The sequence below is a fragment of the Pacificibacter marinus genome (assembly GCF_900109555.1).
Taxonomy (GTDB): Bacteria; Pseudomonadota; Alphaproteobacteria; order Rhodobacterales; family Rhodobacteraceae; genus Celeribacter; species Celeribacter marinus_C.
In genome coordinates, this window is record NZ_FNZV01000007.1 from 52220 (window position 1) to 77032 (window position 24813).

Annotated in this window: 18 protein-coding genes; 7 read left to right on the forward strand and 11 right to left on the reverse strand. The window is 50.8% G+C overall.

Annotated features, from left to right (window positions below; genetic code table 11):
• Positions 1 to 2 precede the first annotated feature (2 nt).
• The 11 genes from alaS to BM025_RS10330 form a co-directional block, all read right to left on the reverse strand.
• Positions 3 to 2648 (reverse strand): alanine--tRNA ligase, encoded by a 2646-nt coding sequence (gene alaS / locus BM025_RS10275; RefSeq protein ID WP_085849509.1) that lies wholly within the window; start codon positions 2646 to 2648, stop codon positions 3 to 5.
• A 162-nt stretch (positions 2649 to 2810) separates the two neighbouring features.
• Positions 2811 to 3878: a recombinase RecA gene (recA, locus tag BM025_RS10280; RefSeq protein WP_085849510.1), complete on the reverse strand. Its 1068-nt coding sequence runs from the start codon at positions 3876 to 3878 to the stop codon at positions 2811 to 2813.
• Between the two features lie 287 nt (positions 3879 to 4165).
• Positions 4166 to 6469 carry an ATP-binding protein gene (locus BM025_RS10285; RefSeq protein WP_085849511.1) on the reverse strand — a complete coding sequence of 768 codons (2304 nt, stop codon included), beginning with the start codon at positions 6467 to 6469 and terminating at the stop codon, positions 4166 to 4168.
• Between the two features lie 156 nt (positions 6470 to 6625).
• Positions 6626 to 7828, reverse strand: a complete 1203-nt coding sequence (locus tag BM025_RS10290; protein WP_085849512.1) for an RsmB/NOP family class I SAM-dependent RNA methyltransferase — start codon at positions 7826 to 7828, stop codon at positions 6626 to 6628.
• A 68-nt stretch (positions 7829 to 7896) separates the two neighbouring features.
• A complete protein-coding gene (gene guaB, locus BM025_RS10295) occupies positions 7897 to 9348 on the reverse strand; it encodes an IMP dehydrogenase (RefSeq protein ID WP_085849513.1) in 1452 nt (483 codons plus the stop codon).
• Positions 9349 to 9464: 116 nt separating this feature from the next.
• On the reverse strand, positions 9465 to 10475 hold the full coding sequence (locus BM025_RS10300; RefSeq protein ID WP_244515598.1) for a TDT family transporter: 1011 nt from the start codon (positions 10473 to 10475) through the stop codon (positions 9465 to 9467).
• A gap of 212 nt (positions 10476 to 10687) precedes the next feature.
• Positions 10688 to 11773 carry an ABC transporter ATP-binding protein gene (locus tag BM025_RS10305; protein WP_085849514.1) on the reverse strand — a complete coding sequence of 362 codons (1086 nt, stop codon included), beginning with the start codon at positions 11771 to 11773 and terminating at the stop codon, positions 10688 to 10690.
• A 16-nt stretch (positions 11774 to 11789) separates the two neighbouring features.
• Positions 11790 to 13436 carry an alpha-amylase family glycosyl hydrolase gene (locus BM025_RS10310; RefSeq protein WP_085849515.1) on the reverse strand — a complete coding sequence of 549 codons (1647 nt, stop codon included), beginning with the start codon at positions 13434 to 13436 and terminating at the stop codon, positions 11790 to 11792.
• A 16-nt stretch (positions 13437 to 13452) separates the two neighbouring features.
• Positions 13453 to 14715, reverse strand: a complete 1263-nt coding sequence (locus tag BM025_RS10315; protein ID WP_085849516.1) for a carbohydrate ABC transporter permease — start codon at positions 14713 to 14715, stop codon at positions 13453 to 13455.
• Between the two features lie 12 nt (positions 14716 to 14727).
• A complete protein-coding gene (locus BM025_RS10320) occupies positions 14728 to 15729 on the reverse strand; it encodes a carbohydrate ABC transporter permease (protein ID WP_085849517.1) in 1002 nt (333 codons plus the stop codon).
• Positions 15730 to 16039: 310 nt separating this feature from the next.
• Positions 16040 to 17323 (reverse strand): ABC transporter substrate-binding protein, encoded by a 1284-nt coding sequence (locus BM025_RS10330; protein ID WP_085849519.1) that lies wholly within the window; start codon positions 17321 to 17323, stop codon positions 16040 to 16042.
• A 298-nt stretch (positions 17324 to 17621) separates the two neighbouring features.
• Here BM025_RS10330 and BM025_RS10335 point away from each other — a divergent pair, with 298 nt between their 5' ends.
• From BM025_RS10335 to BM025_RS10365, 7 genes are all read left to right on the forward strand, one after another.
• On the forward strand, positions 17622 to 18659 hold the full coding sequence (locus tag BM025_RS10335) for a LacI family DNA-binding transcriptional regulator (protein WP_085849520.1): 1038 nt from the start codon (positions 17622 to 17624) through the stop codon (positions 18657 to 18659).
• A 254-nt stretch (positions 18660 to 18913) separates the two neighbouring features.
• A complete protein-coding gene (locus tag BM025_RS10340; protein ID WP_085849521.1) occupies positions 18914 to 20248 on the forward strand; it encodes a GH1 family beta-glucosidase in 1335 nt (444 codons plus the stop codon).
• A 3-nt stretch (positions 20249 to 20251) separates the two neighbouring features.
• Positions 20252 to 21235: a glucokinase gene (locus BM025_RS10345; RefSeq protein WP_085849522.1), complete on the forward strand. Its 984-nt coding sequence runs from the start codon at positions 20252 to 20254 to the stop codon at positions 21233 to 21235.
• 186 nt (positions 21236 to 21421) lie between these two features.
• On the forward strand, positions 21422 to 21703 hold the full coding sequence (locus BM025_RS10350) for an STAS domain-containing protein (protein ID WP_085849523.1): 282 nt from the start codon (positions 21422 to 21424) through the stop codon (positions 21701 to 21703).
• Positions 21700 to 22065, forward strand: coding sequence for a response regulator (locus tag BM025_RS10355; RefSeq protein WP_085849524.1), 366 nt, complete (start codon positions 21700 to 21702; stop codon positions 22063 to 22065). Before BM025_RS10350 ends, BM025_RS10355 begins: the two co-directional genes overlap by 4 nt.
• An 11-nt stretch (positions 22066 to 22076) precedes the next feature.
• The gene (locus BM025_RS10360; protein WP_085849525.1) at positions 22077 to 24338 is read left to right on the forward strand and encodes a chemotaxis protein CheA; all 2262 of its coding nucleotides are present in this window, start codon (positions 22077 to 22079) and stop codon (positions 24336 to 24338) included.
• 4 nt (positions 24339 to 24342) lie between these two features.
• Positions 24343 to 24810 (forward strand): chemotaxis protein CheW, encoded by a 468-nt coding sequence (locus BM025_RS10365; RefSeq protein WP_085849526.1) that lies wholly within the window; start codon positions 24343 to 24345, stop codon positions 24808 to 24810.
• Positions 24811 to 24813: the final 3 nt, after the last annotated feature.

Below are 24813 nucleotides of genomic sequence, written 5' to 3' on the forward strand. Positions count from 1 at the left end.
TTTTAGCCCTCCAAGACCTTGGATGCGGCTGCAATAGCCTCATCCGCACCAGAAATATCCTTACCACCGCCTTGCGCCATGCTGGGGCGACCACCGCCACCTTTGCCGCCAAGTGGGACAACTGCCGCTTTGAGAATATCAACAGCAGACAGGGTTTCAATAAGATCGTCTGTGACCCCAGTGGCCACAGCCACTTTGCCGTCATCCTCAGAAATCAGCAAAACAGCGCCCGATCCAAGGTTATCTTTGTGAGCATCAATCAACCCGCGAAGATCTTTGCCGCTCACACCAGACAAAACTTGCGCGATGAATTTAATACCATTGATTTCAATAACATCCGCAGCACCATCCCCAGACATCGCAAGCTCTTTTTTCAGATTTGCGACCTCTTGTTCAAGTCGTTTACGCTCATCCGCCAAAGCTTTGACACGATCCACGACACCGCCGATTGGCGTTTTGAGCAAAGCTGCGATTTGAACTCCACGATCAGCCTCAGCAGCCAAGTGATCAAGCGCGGCTTGCCCCGTCAACGCCTCAATCCGGCGCACGCCAGCTGATGATGCTTGGTCGCCAAGCACCACACAGGCGCCGATATCACCGGTGCGTTTGACATGGGTCCCGCCGCAAAGTTCCAGCGAATAGGTTTTGCCATCATGGCCCTTACCCGTGTCAGCCTTGCCCATAGAAACAACGCGCACTTCGTCGCCGTATTTTTCACCAAACTGCGCCTGCGCACCGATGCTACGAGCATCATCTGGGGTCATAATGCGGGTTTCGACAGGGGTATTTTGGCGGATAAACGCGTTTACATCGCTGTCCACTTTTGCCAATTCTTCTGGCGTCAAACCTTTGTTATGCGAGAAATCAAACCGCAAACGATCTGGCGCATTCAACGACCCGCGCTGTGCGACGTGATCGCCCAAGGCAACGCGCAACGCTTCGTGTAGCAAATGCGTGGCAGAGTGATTGGCGCGGATGGCTGAGCGACGTGCACTGTCCACAGTCAGTTCGGCAGATGCACCGGTTTTAATCGTGCCCACTGTGATTTTCGCCATGTGGATAAAGACGCCAGCCACCTTTTTGGTGTCTGTGATCTCGGCCACACCGCCGGACACACGAATGATACCGCTGTCGCCAACCTGACCACCGCTTTCGCCGTAGAATGGCGTTTGGTTCACCACGATTGAGACCTCGTCGCCAGACGTGGCTGATGTCACTACAGCCCCATCTTTGACCAAGGTCAAAACCTGACCTTCGGCCACCTCGGTGTCGTAGCCTAGGAATTCGGTGACGCCGTGTTCTTCGGCCACTTCGAACCAGATGGTTGCATCCGCAGTTGCACCGGAACCAGACCAAGCCGCGCGGGCTTTGGCTTTTTGTTCGGCCATGGCGGTATCAAAGCCATCTGTGTCGACTTCAAGTCCCTTTTCGCGCAAAGCATCTTGGGTCAAATCAAGCGGAAATCCGTAAGTGTCGTAAAGTTTAAAGGCGGATGCACCAGGTAACTTTGAGCCCTCAGGCAAACCGCTGAGTTCGTCATCCAACAGGCGCAAACCACGATCTAGCGTTGTTTTAAAACGGGTTTCTTCGAGCTTAAGCGTCTCCTCGATCATAGCTTGGCCGTGACGTAGCTCTGGATAGGCCTCGCCCATTTGTGTCACTAACGCAGGTACAAGTTGGTGCATCACGGGATCTTTGGCACCCAAAAGATGCGCATGACGCATGGCACGACGCATGATACGGCGCAGCACATAACCGCGGCCCTCGTTTGACGGCATCACACCATCGGCGATCAAGAATGAAGTCGACCGCAGGTGGTCTGCAATCACACGGTGATGCACGTTTTGATCACCGAAAGGATCAGAATGGGTGGCATGAGCGGACGCTTCGATCAGCGCTTTCATCATGTCCGTGTCGTAGTTGTCATGGCTGCCCTGCAAGAGCGCGGCAATGCGTTCCAGCCCCATACCAGTGTCGATGGACTGCATTTTAAGATCGACCATAGAGCCATCTGCAAAGCGTTCGTTTTGCATAAAAACGATGTTCCAGATTTCGATAAAACGATCGCCGTCTTCCTCGGGCGATCCGGGAGGTCCCCCCCAGATATGTGCGCCGTGATCATAGAAAATTTCAGTACAGGGACCACATGGTCCCGTGTCGCCCATTTGCCAAAAGTTGTCAGAGGTGGCGATCCGAATGATCCGGCTTTCCGGCACTCCGAGTTTTTTCCAAATATTGTAGGCTTCATCATCGGTATGATAGACCGTGACAGTTAGTTTCTCAGCAGGAATGGAAAAATCTTTGGTGATCAGATTCCATGCAAATGCGATGGCGTCTTCCTTGAAATAATCCCCAAAGGAAAAGTTTCCGAGCATTTCAAAGAATGTGTGGTGACGCGCAGTGTAGCCCACGTTGTCGAGATCATTGTGTTTACCGCCAGCACGTACACATTTTTGCGCCGAGGTCGCCCGCACATAGTCGCGTTTTTCAACACCTGTGAAACAGTTTTTAAACTGAACCATGCCCGAATTAACGAACATCAAGGTTGGATCATTGCGCGGCACCAGCGGAGAGCTGTCCACGATTGTGTGATCATTTTTCTCGAAATAGTTCAAAAAGGTGGAGCGAATATCGTTGACACTTGGCATGTTTGGCTCTTCTCGCAGGCTGGTTTGCGGTTGTTCCCAAAGGGTTTACCCAAGCCAGTCAGGCCTGTCCATGGCAAGCTGCGCTCTAGATCACCTAAACACCAAAGAATAAGGGCCACAGCACAGATGCCGCGGCCCTTTAAATGGTCAAATCAAGGTGCTTTATTCGTCGTCAAGCACGTCAGATTTGTCGGAGGCATCGCCCATGTCGAAATCAAGACCATGAGAGGCGCGAATTTTATCTTCGATTTCCAAAGCCATCTGTTTGTTATCACGCAAGAATTTCTTAGCGTTTTCACGCCCTTGCCCAATACGTTCATCGCCATAGGAATACCAAGAGCCGGATTTATCGACAACGCCACCTTTGACGCCCAAATCCAAAAGCTCACCAGTTTTGGAAATACCTTCGCCGTACATGATGTCAAATTCGACCACTTTAAACGGTGGAGCAACTTTGTTTTTCACGACTTTAACGCGCGTTTCATTGCCGACAATTTCGTCGCGATCTTTGATGGCACCAATACGGCGAATATCAAGGCGCACGGACGAGTAGAATTTCAAAGCGTTGCCACCAGACGTGGTCTCGGGAGACCCAAACATGACACCAATTTTCATCCGAATTTGATTAATGAAGATCACAGTACATTTGGATTTGCTGATCGATCCGGTGAGCTTGCGCATCGCTTGCGACATCAAGCGCGCCTGAACCCCAACAGAACTGTCGCCCATGTCGCCCTCAAGCTCGGATTTGGGCGTCAGCGCGGCAACGGAGTCGACAACAACCATAGATACAGCACCAGAGCGCACCAAGGTATCAACAATTTCAAGACCTTGCTCACCTGTGTCGGGCTGTGAAATCAAAAGCTCATCCAGATCAACACCAAGTTTTTTCGCATAAATAGGATCCAAAGCGTGCTCGGCATCGACAAAGGCACATACGCCACCTTTTCTCTGCTCTTCAGCCACACAGTGCAACGTCAGCGTGGTTTTACCTGAGCTTTCAGGACCGTAAATTTCAACGATACGCCCCTTTGGAAGGCCGCCAATGCCCAAGGCAATATCGAGACCAAGAGAGCCTGTTGAGGTTGATTCGATTTCTTGGGCGGGATTGTCCGCGCCCATTTTCATGATCGAACCTTTACCGAACTGACGTTCGATTTGAGCCAAGGCGCTATCGAGCGCCTTTTGTTTATCGCTGTCTTTTTTGATCATGTTCGCCGCCGTAGCCATTGTTCAATTCCTTATCTCACACCCCTGATCTGGCGGCAATGTCTGCCTGCGCAACAATCAAAGTGTTTGCCCATGTTCGCCTCTTGTTCTTAAGGACCTATATGAGACCAAAAGGAGAACATTTCAATACATTTTTCATAAAAACAGAATTAATCGATATGATTAATATTTGATTGAAAGTTTGGAGGGTCACTGCAACTCCCTTACACAATCACATCAAAGAATAAAAATAACCAATTGATATACAAATAAAAACATAGCATCTGCATGTGCCGTAAATTTATATTTTAGAGCAACTGCTCCTGAACTGTTGAGGTCAATTCGGACAAAGAGAAAGGCTTTGGTAAGAACACCGAATTGGGAATACGAGCTTGCTGTTCTGAAAAGTGATCCTCGGCGTAACCTGAAACAAACACAACTTTCACATTTGGACGCGCCTTAAGCGCCTCTGACACCCAAGTTGGCCCGTCCATCCCCGGCATAATTACATCGGTGACAAAGATATCCACGGTAAGCTCTGGATCCGCCAGTGTTTCCAGTGCCTCTTCGGCGCAATCTGCTTCGATCACCGTATAGCCCCGCATCCGCAAAGCTCGCGAGGCAAAAGCACGCACAGGCGCCTCATCCTCAACCAGCAAAATAACACCCGTCCCGCGCTCGGCATAGTTTGTCGAAACCGTCGCCACAGGGGGTGTCACTTCGACGATGGCCTCTGCCAAGGCCGTATGCGCAGGCAAATAGATAGAAAACGATGTGCCTGAGCCAACAACAGAATCGACAAAAATAAACCCGCCAGTTTGCTTGATAATGCCATACGCCGTGGACAAGCCCAGCCCCGTGCCCTCGCCCGTGCGCTTGGTGGTGAAAAAAGGTTCAAAGATTTTTTGTAGCCGCTCAGGCGGAATACCAACACCTTGATCCGTCACCTTGACCAAAACATATTCCCCCTCGGGCACAGAGGCACGGTCGCGCACCAAATCTGCGGTCAAGATTTCATTGCGGGTTTCGACTTTGATCTCGCCCCCCGCCACCATCGCGTCGCGGGCATTCACAACAAGGTTCATAACCACTTGTTCTAACTGGCGTTTATCAACACGAATGGGTAAAAGCCCGGCATCATGAGACAGGGTTAACGATACTTTTTCCCCCACCAAACGATTAAGCAAATGTGTAAGATCCGCCAACGTATCGCGCAGATCAATCACCTCGGGTTTGAGCGTTTGTTTGCGTGAGAATGCCAACAATTGCCCCACAAGCGATGCTGCACGATTGGCGTTTTGATGGATTTGCACCAGATCGCCATAGTCAGGATCAGCCCGATCGTGACGTAATAAAAGTAAATCACAATGACCTGAAATTGCGGTCAATAGGTTGTTGAAATCATGCGCGACACCGCCCGCCAACTGCCCGATTGCTTGCATTTTTTGACTTTGCACAAATTGGGCTTCCAGTGATTTCAACTCAGTTGCATCAGACAAAACAGCAATAAGTTCAACCGTGTCTTTGCTCTCGATCCGGTTCAAAGACACCTGTAAAAACGTATCGTTATTTGAACGAGAGGCACGTACAAATTCGGGTTTTCTGGCCCGCCCCATTGCGACCTCTGACACCCAATCCACAACGGACCGCCCAAGCCCTTCGACCACATCGCCAAGACTCAAACCTTCTGTCCCAATCACGGATAAAATCTCACGTGCAGGCCGATTGGATTGCGTGATTGAGCCGTCTAACCCAACGCGCAGCAACGCCACGGGCAGCGCATCAAAGGCATCCCAATCGTTCACATTAGGCGTTTTTTCCGGTAAAAAGTAGACTTCTTGACCCTGAGGTGGCGTATCAAACACGGCCACACGGGCATAAATCCGCCCTTCAGCCCCTGCCAACATATGAATGTCGCCAGCGCGCAAGGGCAAATCTGTAATGATACGATCCAACTGACTATCTCGGTGCCCAATAAGACGCCGCAGCGCATCATTGGAAAACAACACCGAGCCGTTTTTTGACAAGGTCAGCATCGGCAAGGCAATGGAATCTATCGTGGATTTTATACTGCGATCAGCCATATCTTCGAGGCGCCACAAAAAACCACCATCACCGATCGAATGGACGGATAGGCGCATGTGGCCTTGGCCCATAACCACATCTTCACGGGCCGCTCCTTTGGCAAGCGCGCAGGCTTGCAAACGCGAAAATGTCGCATTTGGAGCCGCAAACATAGCCTCCAACGCCCCAAACTGCGTCTGCCCACCCCGCTTGCCGAAACGCTGTATGGCGGCAATGTTTTCATAGTCAATCACCCCATCACTATCGGTGGTAAATGACGGCGCGGCATCATGTTCAACAAACGCAGAGATTGAAGCGTGAATGCGATTTCGGGCATTGGTATGTCGCCAAGACACAAAGCGAACGATCAATGCAGACCACAGTAGAACCGCCCCGACAGCTAAAATCAAAAGGCCCAATTTTGATTGAGGAAAAAGCAAAGCAACAGTGCAAAGTACAGCGCCACCTGCCCCAATCTTTAACGCATTGGGCGACAGTTTTTGTGCCAGTTTGGTGAATTTCCCAGATGTCAGTACATTGCCTGTCATCAAGCCCCCTAGCGCATGTCACGCGTCACATTTGTTTGGCCTTACTCTGCAGCATTAAGGTTAATGACACTTTAAGACTCTTTCACAAACGATAGACGCGCAAAATTAATCGGTAAAGTTGTATTCACAACAAAATTAAACGCTTAGGTGGAATAATCAGGAATTTTTGGTGAAAACGGCAACATAAAATCCATCGCCTCCGTCCAGAGGAGTGATGAGGCGATCCATTTTCAACGAAAACTCAGGGTGACGTGTTAAAAACGCTGCAACCTGATCTGTATTTTCAACGGCGAACAGCGAGCATGTCGCATAAACCAACGATCCACCAGAGCGCACACGTGGGACGGATTCATCCAAAATATGTGCTTGAAGCTGCGTTAAATCTTGCAGGCGGGTGTCTTGTAGCAACCATTTTGCCTGAGGCGCACGCGCCCAAGACCCAGACCCTGAACAGGGCGCATCACAAAGGACCAAATCATAGTTGGCCTCAAGATCGTTCATCCGCGCCGTTTTAATCTGCACGCCTGCACGCGAGGCTCGCGGCGCGATATCTTGCATGCGCGCGGGATCAATATCATGGGCTGTGATAGACAAGTCCGCTTTTGCAGCCATTGCCAAAGATTTCCCCCCACCCCCAGCGCAGTAGTCTAAAACATGCATGCCATCTGCAAGAGGCAAGGCATCAATAATCGCCTGCGACCCTGCGTCTTGTAACTCGACCACACCGGTCAAATAGGCTTGCGACCGCGCAACAGCACGAGCGCCTTGGGTCACTTCAAGAGCACAGGGAGACAGGGGATGTGTAATTGCTTCGATCGCATCAACACCAAGCGCGTCTTGCGCCTGCGTCAGCGTGGCTTTGTTTGAATTCACACGTAGAAACACAGGCGCCCGGCGCTGTGTACAGGCCAAAACCGCATCCGTGTCATCGCCCAAGACCGCATCATACAACGGTAAAATCCAATCGGGACAATCCAGTTGCACCGCACGCGGAGCCTGTGCCAAATCGGGCAAATCAAGTTCCTCTGTGCTCAACGGCGCAGGGGCAAATCGATCTTCGTTAAAGACAGTCCCCAAGTCTGTATCGGTGCTGCGCAAAGCGCCAATCATCAACTGACGCCCTGTTGGGGCTGGGCCATCATCGCCATCCGCAATGCGACCACCTGCGCCCCCAAGCCACGCATAGGATCGCAAGCAACGCAACGCATCAAAAACGTGATCGCGAATGGCGGCACGATCTTTGGAACCAGCAAACCGATGACCACGCCCCCAAGAGGTCAAAACCCGCTCGGCGGCTTCACCTGCCATCACTTGGTCAAGAATTTCAATCGCAGCAGAAATGCGGGCAACAGGGGTCATAGTATGGGTCCGTTTGGTTGGGCTGCATAAATGAGAAACGGGGGCCGAAGCCCCCGCAGTCTTTGGTTTTATCCGACGCGGTAATTCGGGCTTTCCCGCGTGATCTGCACATCATGGACATGGCTTTCTTTCAACCCTGCCCCCGTAATTTTCACAAAGCTACAGTCTTTGCGCATCTCGGCAACTGTGGCACAGCCAGTATAGCCCATGGCCGCCCGCAATCCGCCAACAAGTTGGTGGATCACCGCGCCCGCGCCGCCTTTATAAGCGACTTGCCCCTCGATGCCTTCGGGCACGAGTTTGTCTGAAGCTGCGTCTTTTTGGAAATAGCGATCCGCAGAACCACGCGCCATGGCGCCAAGCGATCCCATGCCACGGTAGGCTTTGAACGAACGACCTTGGTACAAGATCACTTCGCCGGGCGACTCGTCTGTGCCCGCAATCATTGATCCGACCATGGCGCACGACGCCCCTGCCGCGATGGCTTTGGCAAAATCACCAGAGAATTTGATGCCGCCATCAGCGATGATCGGAATATCACCCGCCGCTTTGGCGCAGTCCATGATGGCGGTGAGTTGTGGAACACCAACGCCCGCAACCATACGTGTGGTGCAAATGGACCCAGGTCCGATCCCCACTTTGACCGCATCCGCCCCAACGCCGATCAGCGCTTTGGTGGCTTCAGCTGTGGCCACATTGCCCGCAACGATTTGAACGCTATCGCCAAAGGCTTTTTTCGCACGTTCAACAGCGTCCAAAACCCCTTGGGAATGGCCGTGAGCGGTGTCGATCACAAGCATATCAACGCCTGCATCGACCAAAGCCTCTGAGCGCTCAAAACCGCTATCGCCCACAGATGTCGCCGCCGCCACACGCAAACGACCAAGGTCGTCTTTGCAGGCAGATGGATTCAAAACGGTGGTTTCCGTGTCTTTGAGCGTCAAAAGCCCCGTCAATTTGCCTGCATCATCTGTGACAAGCAGCTTTTCAATGCGACGGGCTTTCATCAATGAAATGGCTTCGTCGCGGTCCGCAGGCTCATGCAAGATTGCAAGGTCTTTGGTGGTCATAACCTGTGACACGGGCATTTCTGGTGAGGTTGCAAAACGCATATCACGGTTGGTGACAATACCAACAACACGGCCAGACCCGTCGACAACAGGAAAGCCTGTAAAGCTGTAACGATCACAAAGCTCTTGCGCGTCAGCGATGGTTTGGTCTGCGGTCAGAGTGATTGGATTGTAGACAATCCCACTTTCAAACCGTTTGACACGACGCACTTCAGTGGCCTGTTCCAGAACGTTCAGGTTTTTATGAATAACGCCCATCCCGCCCATTTGCGCAATGGCTATTGCCATGCGGGCTTCGGTGACTGTGTCCATTGCGGACGACAAAAGCGGTATGTTCAGTTTGATCGATTTGGTCACATATGTCGCTGTGTTTGCTGTTGTCGGCATAACGCTGGACGCTGCCGGAACGAGCAAAACATCATCGAATGTGAGGGCCTCACGAATCTCCATCGGGTCTCTCCACGGGTGATACGGTTTGGCACGTTTATTTGTCATGGAATGGACGCAATGCAAAGTGCAAATTGCGGCTCACACCCTGAAAACCGCAATATTTAGCAAAGTACAACCTAGACGGTCGAGGCATTGGTCAGCTTAGACAACGTACCTTTGGTCCAAAGCTGCATGACTTTATAGGCGATGTAGACAACCGCAAGGGTCGCTAAAACCAGCTCAATCCCACCAATGATGCGAAACGGCATTGGCATGATCATAGCCACCATGAACATCAAGTTCGCAAAAGCGGCCATGGGAAAGGTGAAAGCGCCCCACATCGGGGAAAAGCCGCTTTGGGTCAAGTAACGCACGCTGGCGAGAAACATCAAAAGCCCCGTCAAACCAAGCCATCCAAAGGCGAACCCAATAGTGTCATAGCCCAAGAGCACTGACACGATGCCAAACAAAGACACAGGCGCCATATGAATGGCAAGCAAAGGCCGCAGCGGCGCGGGCACACCAGCGCGCATAAATTGCAGCGCTGAGATCAGCCAAATCGCGACAGCAATGGGCAAAGTGGTGGCATAAATCAAAGCGCTCAAGTCATGCCATCCCAACGGTACAGCGGCCACGGGCGCGATGATAAAACCAACGAAACTCAAATGCCACACCGGGGTGACACGACGTTGTTCAGACGGGCCCAAAATCAATGCGCGAATGATCACAAGCGCACCAACTGCATGGGCAAAAAGCCCCGCAATCAACACGATTTTCGCCCCAAGAGACCAATAGGGCACCAAAGTCGCAGCAAACAAAAACATCGAAGCTGTCGCGGCAGATAGCCCAGCACGACCCGGCAAAATTTTGGCATCGTCCAACAAGGCTGACGGCCTGCGGATCACTTTGGCTTTGTAAGCAATGGCGCAAAATATGTAGAGCAGGCTCACCGCGCCAAGGATCATCTCACCGATCCAATCAGGCGCGCCAAAATGCACCGCCGCTGCACGCCAAGCCAAACCGATGCCAAACAAACCTAAAATAGGTGGAAAAATCGCCAACGGCGTCGCACGCCACAAACCTTTAGGGGCTGCATTAAAGGGCTTTGGCGCAAGGCGTTGATTGGGGGGCGTGTTGGGCAATGTCATGGCGTGTCCTACATATTACAAAAAACGAATATCATTTTCCCCTACCCTATACTAGAGCCCGCCTATATCTGGGCCTGCGCTCGGGTGTCGCGGGGGCGCGTTTGGTGCATATCATATGCAGATCAAATACTATCAAAAATGCCGCCCAAACTGGGATCATCCAATTCAGGCGGCATTTGCATTTAAAAAGCGTGCACAGCGTTTTGAGCGCTCTAAGTGCGCATTGTCACGCCATCCGCGAACATATGCACTTTGGCAGGATCGGCGGTGAGGCTGATTTGGCTGCCACGCAACCCTTTGTGAATGCCAAGCAACTTGGCAATGATCGGGTCTTCGCCGCGCTCGCCTTTGAAATACACCAAGGTGACTTCGCCCAAGGCTTCGGTGAAATTCACTGTACCGTTAACGATACCAGTGCCTTTGACCGTGGTAAAATCTTCGGGGCGTACGCCAACGTTGACTTTGCGGCCTTTGTCAGAGGCTTGCGTCGCAATGGCAGAAACAGCCACGCCGCCGCCAACCAATTTTACAGTGGTCTGCGCGCCTGTTTCAGTGATTTCACCTGGGATCAGATTCATTGACGGAGAGCCGATGAACTGTGCCACGAATTCATTGTCAGGGCGTTCATATAGGTCCAGAGGAGAACCGACTTGCGCGATGCCTTTGTTGGCCAAAACCACGATGCGATCGGCCAAAGTCATTGCTTCAACTTGGTCGTGGGTCACGTAAACCATGGTAGAATTGGGCATGGATTCTTTGAGCTGGGCGATCTCGATCCGTGTGGCGACACGCAAGGCGGCATCCAAGTTGGAAAGCGGTTCATCAAACAGATAGACTTTCGGGTCACGCACAATCGCACGCCCAATGGCTACACGTTGACGTTGCCCGCCAGACAGGGCTTTTGGCAGACGATCAAGATAGTCATCAAGCTGCAAAATCTTGGCAGCATTGCCGACGGCTTCGTCGATTTCCGCTTTGGTTTTCTTGGCCAATTTCAATGCGAATGCCATGTTATCGCGCACGGTCATATGCGGGTACAAAGCGTAGGATTGAAACACCATCGCGATGCCACGCTGTGCGGGCGGCACGTCATTCATTTTGACGCCATCAATTTCAAACGTACCGCTTGAGATTTTCTCTAACCCAGCGATCATCCGCAACAAGGTGGATTTACCGCAACCAGATGGGCCAACAAACACGACCAATTCGCCGGTTTTGATATCGAGATTGATGTCCTTTAGAACCTCAACTTTGCCGCCATAGGTTTTTGCAACATCCGTCAGTTTGAGATCTGCCATAGTGGTCGCCTCCCGCTTAAGACACTTTGCGATGCAAAATGCAGGGCGTCCATGGCCCCAAATTCAATTTGCCGTCCACAGAAGAGACGGAGCTCAATGTTTGATCAATCGGCTGCCAATCGCCAACTGGCGCGTCGAGTGTGACAGTGTTGTCTGTCAGATTGAACGCGCAGTAAATTTCTTCTTGATCGTTGGTGCGTGTGAACACCAAACATCCATCCACAACCTGCATCGCGCTGCTCGCGCCTGTTTTCAAGGCGCTGTGAGCATGACGCAGCGCAATGGCTTTGCGGTAGTGATGGATGATCGAATTCGGATTTGTTTCGGACTTGGCCACAGTCAATGCAAGATGATCTGTGCTCACTGGCAACCAAGGTTTAGAGCCACTTGTAAACCCACCGTTTTGATTTGAATCGTCCCAAACCATTGGCGTACGGCAGCCATCGCGACCTTTGAATTCAGGCCAGAATTCAATGCCATAGGGATCTTGCAAATCCTCAAATGCCACGTCGGATTCTGGCAGACCAAGCTCTTCGCCTTGGTAAATACACGCAGAGCCTTTGAGACACATCATCAACGTTGTGAATAAACGCTGTGCTGTATCGTCAAGCTGCCACCGCGTTGTGTGACGCACGACATCGTGGTTGGAATAGGCCCAACAGGCCCAGCCGTCGCTGGCCACATCATCAACTTTGTCCATGACCTCTTTGATGTACTCAGCCGTCGGTTTGTCGCCTGACAACAGCTCAAAAGCATAACACATGTGCATCATATCATCGCCAGCAGTGTACTGGCCAAGGATTTCAAGCCCAAGCTGTTCATCGCCAACTTCGCCCACAGCCGCAGCATTATAGGGCTGCATCACAGCGCGCAATTTGCGCAAAAATGTCAAATTTTCAGGCCGTGATTTGTCGTAGATGTGCTGTTGCCAGTTGTAAGGATTGACAGCAGGCGCGGTTTTTGATGAACGCGCCTCGGCGGGCAAAGCAGGGTTGTCACGCAATTGGGCATCGTGGGTGTAGAAATTGATGGTGTCCAAACGGAACCCATCCACACCACGTTCAAGCCAAAAGCGCCCGACATCCAGCAAAGCGTCTTGCACCTGCGGCTCATGAAAGTTTAAATCAGGCTGTGATGTGAGGAAGTTGTGCAAGAAATATTGCATCCGGCCCGCATCCCACTGCCACGCAGAACCGCCAAAAATTGACAACCAATTGTTAGGTGGCGTGCCATCAGGTTTCGCATCCGACCACACATACCAATTCGACTTGTCATTGTCTTTTGACGCACGGCTCTCGGTAAACCAAGGATGCTGATCAGAGGTGTGCGACAACACCAAATCAATCATGACTTTAACGTTATATTTGTGCGCGGTCTCAATCACTGCATCGAAATCGCTGAGCGCGCCGAACATGGGATCGACATCACAATAGTCAGAGACATCGTACCCGAAGTCTTTCATTGGCGATGTGAAAAACGGTGAAATCCAAATGGCGTCCACGCCCAAAGATGCGATGTACGGCAAGCGTTTCACAATGCCCGCAAGATCGCCAATACCATCGCCAGAGCTGTCTTGGTAAGACCGTGGGTAGATTTGATAGATCACCGCACCACGCCACCAGTCAGCAGAGCGCGAGAAAGTTTCAGAAGTTTGAGCGTTCATATACGAGAGACTTTTCTTATTTAACGGAACCGGCAAGCAGGCCGCGTACCAGATATTTTTGCATTGCGAAGAAGACGAAGAGAGGCACCGAGATCGACACAAAGGCCGCGGTTGCCAGAATTTCCCAATTGCCGCCCTTTGAACCCAAAAGTTCAACGATTTGGCGGGTCATGACGGTGGTATCCCCAGAGCTGTCGATTAAGAACACAAGCGCCACCAAAAGGTCATTCCATGTCCACAGGAACTGGAAGATCGCGAAGGATGCCAAGGCAGGGAAAGACAACGGCAGAATGATTTTCACGAAAATCTGAAACTCTGTCGCGCCGTCCACACGGGCGTTTTCGATGATGTCTTTGGGCAGACCAACCATGTAGTTGCGCAATAGATAGATCGCCAACGGCAAACCAAACCCCGTGTGTGCCATCCAAACCCCAAGATACCCTTTGGCCGATACTGCATCACCCGGATCATAGCCCAAGAGACTGCCGAGCATATTCACGGATGCAAAACGGCGCAAATTCTCTGGCTCAGGGGTTCCAAGGATTGCGATAGTCATCTCGACCACCGCTCCATGAAAGCTGAGCAAAGGGATAAGCGCCAATTGCAAAGGCACAACCAAAAGACCGACAACAAACGCGACCAACAAAGCCCTGCCTGGGAAATCCATCCACGCCAAAGCGTAAGCCGCAAATGCCGCGATCAAGATCGGAATAATGGTGGCCGGAATAGACACAGTCATCGTGTTGAAAAACGCTTTGGCCATCGATGACGTGCCAGAGTTTTTACCCAACACCAACTTGTAGTTGTCGAGCGAAAAGCTTGGCGGGGTTTGTGCCGTCAAAAAGACGCGCTGCCCACGGCTGCCGGTGAATTCAGTATCGTTTTGAAAGCGGTAATCGCCATTGGCTTCAACCGTCAAAAGACCATCTTCGCCTAAATCGGCTGTTTCACCCGCTTTATAGGTGGAAATCTCTCTCGACGATGTCCCCCAAACGGACACCTCGCCTTGCGCTGCGCCATCTAGCGCAAACAGGTTGCCATCGATCACGTAAAGATCATTGATCAGCTGTTGCTGATCAGGTTTTTCTGTACGAATAACAACGTTTTGTTCTTGCGAAAACAAAGACTTCCACCAGCCAGTTTCAGCAATCTGATCCGCAGAACGAAACGACGAAACAAACAATCCAAGTGTTGGTAAAAGCCACAGTGCCACCAAGACAACGACTGAAATGTGGACTGCCCAAGTTAGGGAAGATTTTTGACCTGCAATATTATCCATGTGCCCTCTCCCTTACTTCATTTCTTTGCGCGCATTGCGCACGTTCCAAACCAAGATCGGCGAGACCAGCAACATGATAATCATCGCAGCCGACGATCCCACACCCCAATCAGACGCGCGGAACAGTTTGTCGTACATGTAGTTGGCAAGCACTTGAGTTTCCCACTGTCCATTGGTCATGGCGAACACGATGTCGAACACTTTCAACACGGTGATGGTGATCGTGGTCCAAACCACAACAACAGTGCCCATGATCTGTGGCATCTTGATTTTAAAGAAAATTTGAAACGGGTTGGCCCCATCAACGATAGCGGCCTCAATGGTTTCTTCGGGCACACCACGCAGCGCAGCGGACAAGATCACCATGGCAAAACCGGTTTGAATCCAGATCAAAACGGCCATCAAAAAGAAGTTGTTCCAAAATGGCATTGTCAGCCAAGTTTGCGGAGTGTCACCGCCCAAGAAAATATAGACAGCGTTCAAAATACCGATCTGATCCGCTCCTTCTGGGCGCGCATCGTAGACCAGTTTCCAAATCACGGAGGCACCGACAAACGAGATTGCCATGGGCATAAAAATCACGGATTTGGCAAAAGCGCCCCATCTGATCCGGTCAGTGAGTTGCGCCACCAAAAGCCCAAAGACTGTCGACATCGCCGGCACAACCAAAAGCCAGAGAAAATTGTTTGTCAAAGCTTCCCAGAACTTTTGCTCTGAAAACATTTGTTTGTAGTTGGCAAGCCCGACGAAAGCCCCGTCCAATTTACGATCTGTCAAGGACAGGCGCAGCGTTTCAAACACAGGGTACGCTAGGTACAGCGACAAAGCCGCAAGCGCTGGAAACAAAAACAACCAAGGGCGCACGATGTTAGCGCGATTGATATTGCGACCAGCATGTACACCACGCGCAGGAAAAAGCACCTTATCCAAGAATACATTCGAAAAGTAAAAATAGCCGACACAGCCACTTACCCCGATGATGATGGTCATAAGACCCTGAATGGCCGGATGCATCCTGTCCCTTTCCTACCGCGCTTAAGCGCTTTATTTATTAAACAATATCAACTGATTGATCTTGATAGCTTAACAACACTCTTAACATATCACAGACCAAAACGGCCCGTGATAAAACAGTACAAAAGCAAATGTACTTCAGTAACACACAACGAGCGCTCCAAGCCCAAAAAGCTTAAAGTGATCGATGAACACCACTGGGTGATTTTTAGTTTAGCGTGGATGCGCAAGAAAAAGAAAAATCACCGCAACATCGACAAAAGGGGCAGCCCCAGATCAAACAGGACTGCCCTCAATTTTTATACCTAAATTACTTCAAAGCATCCCATGAAGACTGGATTTCAGTTGCAACTTCGGTGACATCTTTGCCGCCTGCATAGTCAACCATCCCAGTCCAGAAAGACCCTGCACCAACGCCGCCAGGCATCAGATCAGATCCGTCGAAACGGAATGTTGTCGCATTCAAAAGAATGTCGTTCATCGCACGTGCTGTGTCTGTTGAGAACTTGGATGTGTCGACGCCTTTGTGTGGTGTCAAGAAACCGCCAGCTTCCATCCAAACTTCATGTGCCGCTGGGTCACGCAGGAATTCGACCAGAGATTGCGCACCTTTGGATGGGTTTGTGATTGTAACCACTGTGCCCGCACCCAAAACTGGTTTCCCAAGGTCTTTTCCTTCGTAAGCTGGGAAGTAGAAGAAATCAGCATCTTCGCCGACAACAGTACCCTCAGGGAAAAACGCAGGAATAAAGGACGCTTGTTTATGCATGTAGCACTGTGGAGGAGACGCGAACAAACCTTTGGGGCTGTCACGGAAATCGGTAGATGCAACAGCACCTGCCCCGCCAGCAACATAGTCGTCTTTCAACGCAAAGGCGCCGAATTCTTCAATTGCTGCGACAATACGTGGGTCGTCAAAAGAAATCTCGTTGCTCACCCAACCATCGTAAACGTCAGGGGATTGCGTGCGCAAAAGCATGTCTTCGACCCAGTCCGTCGCAGGCCAACCTGTGGCAGCACCCGATCCCAGACCGATACACCAAGGTGTGTCACCATCAGCAACGATTTGATCAGAAAGAGTTTTGAGCTCTTCCATAGACGTTGGAACTTCGTACCCAGCATCTTCAAAGTTTTCAGGTGAGTACCACACGAGTGATTTCAAATCGACGCGAAAGAACATACCAAATAGTTGATCAACACCGTCTTTGTCCGCGAAAGTTCCCAGATCAACCCATGATTGACCCGCCGCGTAATTTTCTTTGATCCAGTCCGCAGAACCATCTTGAAGTGGCGTCAAAAAACCGAGCGCAGCAAGATCAGCCGCAAGACCTGGTTGTGGGAAAATCGCAAGGTTTGGTGCAGAACCAGCTTCGGCATCGATACGGATTTGCTGCTCAAAGCTATCAGAACCTACGTACTTAACAGTTGCGCCGGTGCGCTCTTCGAAAATATCAAAAACAGATTCGATGACTTCAGATTCAGGGCTAAGCCATGCGCCAGCAACCGTGATTGTCTCGCCAGACAAGTCCTGCGCGGACGCAGCACCAGCAAAGAGCGCGGCCATTGCGGCGCCCGTCAAAAGTGTCTTTTTCATATAAAACCTCCCAGTTTCATTGCCCACTTTGGGGCGTAAAGTTACCGACTCGCTTGGCAAGTTGATAAACCTTCAAAGCGCTTTGGTGATGCAAACATTGGTCCAAAGCGCACATCAAGTCAATGAAAAACCCTTTGATAGATACGGAAAGGCGACCCTAAAGCGATTACGAAACAGCACACGTCCGACAAAATAATTTTATTTATCTGGCAAAATAAATTCATTTCACAATTTGCCTAACCCATCATTTACGGCTACTCTTGCGCTCCGCTGCACAGCGTTTTTAAGGATCGTGCCTATGAATCTCAAAGAGCTTTCAACCATTCTGAATCTCTCACAGACCACCGTCAGCCGCGCGCTGAACGGCTACCCTGAGGTATCTGAAGCCACCCGCGAACGTGTGGGGCGGGCCGCGAAAGAGCACAATTACACCCCAAACACACGTGCGCGCAGCCTCGCGACAGGACGCACGCATGTTGTGGGGCATGTCATCCCAAGGTCAACAAAACATGAGGTTGTGAACCCTGTGTTCACCGATTTCATTGCTGGTGCCTCCGAGATTTATTCCCGTGAAGGCTATGATATGCACTTGGCAATCGTGCCTGACACGCACGAAGAATCCGCCTATCGCAAGTTCGCCGCGACCGAAGCAGTCGACGGGGTCATTGTGCATGGTCCAGTTGAAAATGATCAACGTATTAAGCTGTTGCAAAGCATGAACATGCCTTTCGTCGTCCACGGCCGATCCAACGCAGACCTTGAACAAGATTACGCTTGGGTGGATGTGAACAATAAACGCGCCTTTGAACGCGCGACAAAGTTTTTGATCGACCTTGGCCACCAGCGTATCGGATTGCTCAACGGGATTGAAAGCATGGACTTTGCGATGCGCAGACGCGCTGGCTATCAAAGCGCCTTGGACGCCGCTGGCATAACTGCTAATCCTAATTTTTGTTATTCTGACGAAATGACCGAAGACTACGGCTATACTGCAACGATGGAAGTGCTTGCCCTGCCATCCGCGCCGACTGCGCTTTTGGTGTCGTCCATTATTGTCGGAATCGGTGTGCGGCGCGCCTGTAGTGAGATGGGGTTAACGCTCGGAAAAGAAGTGTCTTTGATCATTCACGACGATGAATTGTCGTATTTTCAAAATGGACGGACTGAGCCCGTTTACACGGCAACGCGGTCCTCTGTCCGGACAGCCGGCACCATTTGCGCCGAACTGCTGATCGAACAAATCAATCATCCAGAAAAACCGTTGCGCCATGTATTGCTTGAGGCTGAGTTGATCATCGGCCACACCACAGGCCCTGCCCCCAGATCCGCGAATTAAAGACCGCACAGGATCTTAATTTTAGGTTTAGGCGCTGTACGCGTGTCAGAAATTACTTGCGTCAAAGGCGACATTGTGAAATCCAAAGCGCTATGACAATCAAATAAACGCCCCGATAACGTTATAGATTGCAATTTGACACCTGCAGACCTCGACACTTGATCAAAAGTTTACGCATTTGCCAAACCTCAATCGTTAGCGCTATCACACTTAGCGCCCCACTCAAATTTGCTGCCTCACCATGGAGCCATAATATGACTTTAACCCGCAAAGACTTTCCAAAAGACTTCCTTTTTGGCGCAGCAACCGCAGCCTATCAAATCGAAGGCAGTCAATTTGGTGGCGCAGGTCCCACACATTGGGACACATTCGCAGCAACACCGGGCAACGTTGTTCGTGCGCAAGATGGTGCTATCGCTTGCGATCACTATCATCGCTACCCGCAGGATCTTGATCTGCTCAAAGACGGTAACTTTGACGCCTACCGTTTTTCAACCTCATGGGCGCGGGTTTTGCCCGAAGGGCGGGGTCAAGTGAACCAAGAGGGCCTAGATTTTTACGACCGCCTAACAGATGCGATCTTGGAACGAGGATTGAAGCCATTTCAAACTTTGTACCACTGGGAAATGCCTGCGGCTCTGTCCGATTTGGGCGGCTGGACCAACCCTGATGTGCACAACTGGTTTGGTGATTATGTTGAGATTATCGATGATAAAATCGGTGACAGAATGCAAGGCATCGCCACCATAAACGAGCCATGGTGCACCGCGTTCTTATCACATTTCCATGGCATCCATGCACCGGGCCTGCGCGACATTCGCGCCGCATCCCGCGCTATGCATTTTGTTCTCAAAGCCCACGGCGAAGCCATGAACCGCCTGCGCACCAAAGGGCGTCAAAACCTTGGAATTGCTCTGAATTTTGAATACGCAAATCCGGCTTCCAGCGCCCCCAAAGATATCGCTGCCGCCAAGACTGAAGACGCCATTTATAACCGTTGGTTTATCGAAGCGATGACCAAAGGCACCTACCCCGCCGAAGCGCTTGAGGGGTTGGAACCGCACCTGCCCAAAGGGTGGCAGGACGACATGAAAACCCATATCCATCAGCCGCTCGATTGGCTTGGGGTCAATTACTACACCCGCAAAACACATGCGCATGATCCGCAAGCACACGCTTGGCCGTACACAAAACCTGTGACGGGCCACCGCGCGACAACGCAAATGGGCTGGGAAATCTATCCAGAGGGCCTGCACCACTTTCTTACACGTCTGAAAGATGACTATGTTGGCGGCCTTCCTGTGTACGTCACTGAAAATGGTATGGCTTGGGAAGATAACGTCAAAGACGGCGCAGTTCACGACCCCGAGCGTATTCAATTCATTCAAGATCACCTAGCTGCGATGAAAAAGGCATCTGATGAAGGCGTCAATCTACAAGGCTTCTTTTACTGGTCCCTGTTTGACAATTACGAATGGGCCGAAGGATTTGACAAACGTTTTGGTGTGGTACATGTGGATTTTGAAACCTTAGAGCGCACGCCGAAAGCGTCCTATAACATGCTAAAAGAATCTCAAAAGCGAGTGTAACCAATGACCAAACACCCAGCAAATACACTGTCCCTTGTGGCAGATATCGGCGGCACCAACACACGTGTTGCTTTGGTGAACGGCACCACGCTTTTGCCTGAAACAATCCGTAAATACAGCAATGCGGGGCAACCTGGCTTAGAGCCTGTTTTACGCCGCTATATAGAAGAAGAAGGCGACGTGGATTGTATCGGCGCCTGTGTTGCTGTGGCTGGACCTGTGCGCGATGGTGTTGGCACCATGACCAATCTGGACTGGACCATCGACAAAGACACCCTGCGCCGTGCCACAAAAGCCGAAAACGTCGCAATTTTGAACGACCTGCAAGCCCAAGGACACGCTTTGGGATATGTGGCGGACGATGACATCACCTGCGTGACCGAAGCTCAGGCCGCTGTTGAGCCCTCTCCAAATGCGGTGCGTCTGGTGATTGGTGTCGGAACTGGATTTAATGCAGCGCCTGTTTTTGAAACTCACGCAGGCCGCTTTGTAGCCCCTTCAGAATGTGGTCACGCAAATTTGCCGATCCGCAACGAAGAAGAACTCGAACTGTGCCAATTTGTCGAAAACGCACACGGGTTTCCAGCTGTCGAAGATGTTCTGTCGGGGCGCGGACTTGAACGGGTCTATTTATTTTTAGGCACCAAAGCTGGTGATCCTCGCGAAAAGTCTGCCGCTGACATTATGACCTCTGTTGGGAGTGGCGATGATCCGCGTGCCGATGAAACGGTTCAAGTGTTCATCAAAATTCTTGGAACCGTCGCAGGCAATCTTTCTCTCATTCAATTGCCTTTTGGCGGTGTGTATTTAGTGGGCGGTGTAGCCCGCGCTATGACCCCTTACCTCGAACGATTTGGCTTTACACAAGCCTTTCGAGATAAAGGTCGTTTTGCCGGGTTTATGCAAAACTTTGCTGTTTCCGTGATCGAAGATGATTATGCCGCCCTCACAGGCTGCGCATCTCACCTACACAACCTATCCACCTAAATAACTGATAAAATTACGAATTACTAAATCCCGTCGCATTTGCGGCGGGATTTTTTTGTGTCTCCAATGATTTTTTGCGACACGTAACCTGGTCTTAACGGACTGCCCTTTAAACATGTTCAAACGATTGGCTCTGCAAGGAAATGTAAAAATGACTTTTGATCATCGAAACTACGGGGAAACAAAATGACTGTTCACGTTCAACTTCATGATCGACTTGATTATCAATCTGTGCCCCCCCTCCTCTCAGAATTGCAGGCCATAGATGATGGCGAAATCGTCATCGATGCAGGGCAAGTTCGCCACCTGGGGGCACTATCGCTCCAAGTTCTTTTGTCCGCCATTAAAACACGGCACGAAGCAGGAAAATCCACGCGTCTCGTAAATGCGTCTGATTACTGCATCGATTTGCTGAGCCTTTTTGGCTTTACACCTGAAAACCTAACACAACCGGAGTCCTGGACATGAGCCTTGAAGTCCTAGCTGTCGATGACAGCCGCACCATGCGCGATATGCTAAACCTCGCCCTATCCTCAGCTGGGTTCACAACCCATTTGGCCGAAGACGGTATACATGGTCTGGAAGTACTCGAAGGTATCGAGCCTGACGTTATCATCACCGATATCAATATGCCGCGCATGGATGGCTTTGGTTTCATGGATGCTGTGCGCTCGGAAGATAAATGGAGCCGCATTCCAATCTTGGTGCTCACCACCGAAAGTGCGGATGAACTCAAATCAAAAGCCCGCGCCGCTGGCGCAACCGGTTGGATCGTCAAGCCCTTTGACCCGACGAAACTAGTCAAAGCCCTTCAAATGGTTGCAGGATAAGAGGTTCCCCTATGTCCGATCCAATGGCAGAAATTCGCGCGTCATTCTTTATTGAATGTGAAGAACTCCTAGAAAGCCTTCAAGATGGTCTCAACTTGATGGACAATGGAGACTCGGACTCTGAAACGATTAATGTCGTCTTCAGGGCAGTTCACTCCATCAAGGGCGGTGCCGGTGCTTTTGGGTTGGATGATTTAGTCCACTTTGCGCACCGCTTTGAAACTGCGATGGACGAAGTGCGTGCAGGCCGCTTTGTGCCCGATACAGAAGCTATTCGTGTATTTTTCTCCTGTGCAGATTTGCTCGGTGACCTCATACGCGCTGCCCGTGACGGTCACGTCATTCCACCAGAAAAAACCAGCCCCATTCTTGATTTACTCGACAAACTCGTCGGATGCGAAGAGGAAGAAGATGAGGAAGAACTAGAGTTCACCCCCGCGGCGCTGTCTTTTGACCTCGGTGATACCGCTGGCCTTCCTGATATCCCAGGGTTGCCATCCCTTGAGGGTGTTCCAGACCTCGCAGAAACTGATTTAGATTCCGATCCAAAACTTGTTGCTGCAAAAGGCTTTGATATTACATTCAAACCAGAAACAGCTCTCTATACTTCTGGGAATGAACCTCTCTATCTCTTGCGCGCACTTCGAGATCTTGGAGACCTCGAAGTAGAATGCCTCACCAGTCAGATTCCGGCATTAGATGCCTTAGACCCCGATTTGGGGCACCTGTCATGGAAACTTCGGATAATTACCGAAGAACCTATTGAATCTGTTCGAGAAGTATTCGAATTCGTAGATGGTTTGTGCACACTGGACATTACACCTCTGGCAACACCGGTAGATTTCTCAGCGCCTGATGATGATGGTCCGTCAATAGCTGATCTGCCAAATGAATTTAATACACCGACTTCCCCATCTGAGGTCCCAGCACCCGATAACAGTGCCGTTTCCACAACAGAACCGGGTGAACCTAATAAAGAAATTACAAAAGAATCTCCCAAGCAAACTACAGCCAAAGAGACTCCAAAGCCTGCGTCAAACAAAGCATCGTCAGCACCAACACAACCTCGAGCCACCGTGCGCGTCGATCTGGAACGTATTGATAGACTTGTAAACTTAGTCGGCGAGTTGGTGATCAATCAAGCCATGCTCAGCCAATCAGTAACCGAAGCAGGTATAGCCCCAAATTCACCTGTTTCAACAGGCCTAGAAGAGTTTTTGCAGCTCACACGCGACATTCAAGAATCCGTCATGATGATCCGTGCACAACCCATCAAATCCCTTTTTCAGCGCATGGGGCGCATCGTGCGTGAGTCTTCGTCTTCAGTCGGTAAAGAAGTCCGCCTTCATACGGCAGGCGAAAATACAGAAGTTGATAAAACTGTCATCGAACGCCTAGCTGACCCGCTGACTCATATGATCAGAAATGCCGTTGACCACGGCTTGGAAACTCCTGAAAAGCGTGAAGCGGCTGGAAAACCTCGCGAAGGCCGCGTCACCATGACCGCACAGCATCGTTCAGGTCGAATTCTTATCGAAATTGCCGATGACGGCGCAGGTATCAATCGAGAACGTGTCCGAGAAAAAGCTATTGAAAAAGGGCTGATCACTGCAGAAATGCAGCTCAATGACGCAGACATTGACGGCTTGCTCTTCATGCCAGGCTTCTCAACCGCATCAGAAATATCAAACCTTTCAGGGCGCGGCGTCGGCATGGATGTGGTGAAAAGCTCAATTCAATCTCTCGGTGGTCGTATTACCATTACCTCGGTTGAAGGCGAAGGCACCACATTCTCCATCTCCCTTCCCTTAACTCTTGCAGTTCTCGACGGAATGGTTGTGCGCGTCGGAGGGGAAACATTGGTCGTGCCACTAAATGCAATTTTAGAAACTCTGACATTGACAGATGATGACCTAAAGGCCCTTGGACCCGAAACCCATGTTGTTCAAATTCGCGGAGGTTTTATCCCGTTGTTAGATCTAGGTGCCGAGCTCGGCTATCGCCCACCACAAGATAGTTATGTTGGTGGAATTGTTCTTCTGATTGGACAAGAAGATGGGAACCGCGCCGCCTTGGCTGTGGATGCGATTGAAGACCAGCGACAAGTCGTCATCAAAGGTCTTGAAGGCAGCTATGGTCGTGTGCCCGGCATCGCCGCAGCGACCATCCTCGGTGATGGTCAAATCGCTCTTATTCTCGATCCAACCGATCTCGTGAGTCAGGCCTCAGGAAAAACCAAAAAACGGAACTTACCAGTTCAACTTGCAGGATAAAACCATGACAGACACAGAAAAACAAACGGATACCTCATCCATAGAGTTGCTGTCCTTCCGTGTTGGCGGGCAGGACTATTCAGTCGACATAATGTCAGTTCGAGAAATACGAGGCGCAGCAAAGGCAACATCTCTACCGCACGCTCCCCCTTTTGTTAAAGGCGTCATCAACCTGCGTGGTACAGTGTTGCCCATACTTGATCTCTCAGCTCGACTTGGTCTGAAAACTGGCGATGACACAGAACGTAATGTGATTATTGTGGTTGACATAGGCGGGCGTACTGCTGGCCTTATGGTCGATGCCGTATCTGATATTCTAGCCATTCCCACAGAAGAAATGCAGGCACCGCCAGACCTTGCGGCAGATCACGCCCAAACATTCGTATCCTCGTTGACGATTGTGGATGGTCGGATGATCAGGATTCTAGATTTAGACGCCGTCATGCCCCCACAAGGTGAGGAGGCCGCCTGATCC

Bases quoted from the DNA above. Each gene is read 5' to 3' on its own strand.
- alaS (WP_085849509.1), bottom strand. From the start codon at position 2,648: ATGCCAAGTGTCAACGATATTCGCTCCACCTTTTTGAACTATTTCGAG.
- recA (WP_085849510.1), bottom strand. From the start codon at position 3,878: ATGGCTACGGCGGCGAACATGATCAAAAAAGACAGCGATAAACAAAAG.
- BM025_RS10285 (WP_085849511.1), bottom strand. From the start codon at position 6,469: ATGACAGGCAATGTACTGACATCTGGGAAATTCACCAAACTGGCACAA.
- BM025_RS10290 (WP_085849512.1), bottom strand. From the start codon at position 7,828: ATGACCCCTGTTGCCCGCATTTCTGCTGCGATTGAAATTCTTGACCAA.
- guaB (WP_085849513.1), bottom strand. From the start codon at position 9,348: ATGGAGATTCGTGAGGCCCTCACATTCGATGATGTTTTGCTCGTTCCG.
- BM025_RS10300 (WP_244515598.1), bottom strand. From the start codon at position 10,475: ATGACATTGCCCAACACGCCCCCCAATCAACGCCTTGCGCCAAAGCCC.
- BM025_RS10305 (WP_085849514.1), bottom strand. From the start codon at position 11,773: ATGGCAGATCTCAAACTGACGGATGTTGCAAAAACCTATGGCGGCAAA.
- BM025_RS10310 (WP_085849515.1), bottom strand. From the start codon at position 13,436: ATGAACGCTCAAACTTCTGAAACTTTCTCGCGCTCTGCTGACTGGTGG.
- BM025_RS10315 (WP_085849516.1), bottom strand. From the start codon at position 14,715: ATGGATAATATTGCAGGTCAAAAATCTTCCCTAACTTGGGCAGTCCAC.
- BM025_RS10320 (WP_085849517.1), bottom strand. From the start codon at position 15,729: ATGCATCCGGCCATTCAGGGTCTTATGACCATCATCATCGGGGTAAGT.
- BM025_RS10330 (WP_085849519.1), bottom strand. From the start codon at position 17,323: ATGAAAAAGACACTTTTGACGGGCGCCGCAATGGCCGCGCTCTTTGCT.
- BM025_RS10335 (WP_085849520.1), top strand. From the start codon at position 17,622: ATGAATCTCAAAGAGCTTTCAACCATTCTGAATCTCTCACAGACCACC.
- BM025_RS10340 (WP_085849521.1), top strand. From the start codon at position 18,914: ATGACTTTAACCCGCAAAGACTTTCCAAAAGACTTCCTTTTTGGCGCA.
- BM025_RS10345 (WP_085849522.1), top strand. From the start codon at position 20,252: ATGACCAAACACCCAGCAAATACACTGTCCCTTGTGGCAGATATCGGC.
- BM025_RS10350 (WP_085849523.1), top strand. From the start codon at position 21,422: ATGACTGTTCACGTTCAACTTCATGATCGACTTGATTATCAATCTGTG.
- BM025_RS10355 (WP_085849524.1), top strand. From the start codon at position 21,700: ATGAGCCTTGAAGTCCTAGCTGTCGATGACAGCCGCACCATGCGCGAT.
- BM025_RS10360 (WP_085849525.1), top strand. From the start codon at position 22,077: ATGTCCGATCCAATGGCAGAAATTCGCGCGTCATTCTTTATTGAATGT.
- BM025_RS10365 (WP_085849526.1), top strand. From the start codon at position 24,343: ATGACAGACACAGAAAAACAAACGGATACCTCATCCATAGAGTTGCTG.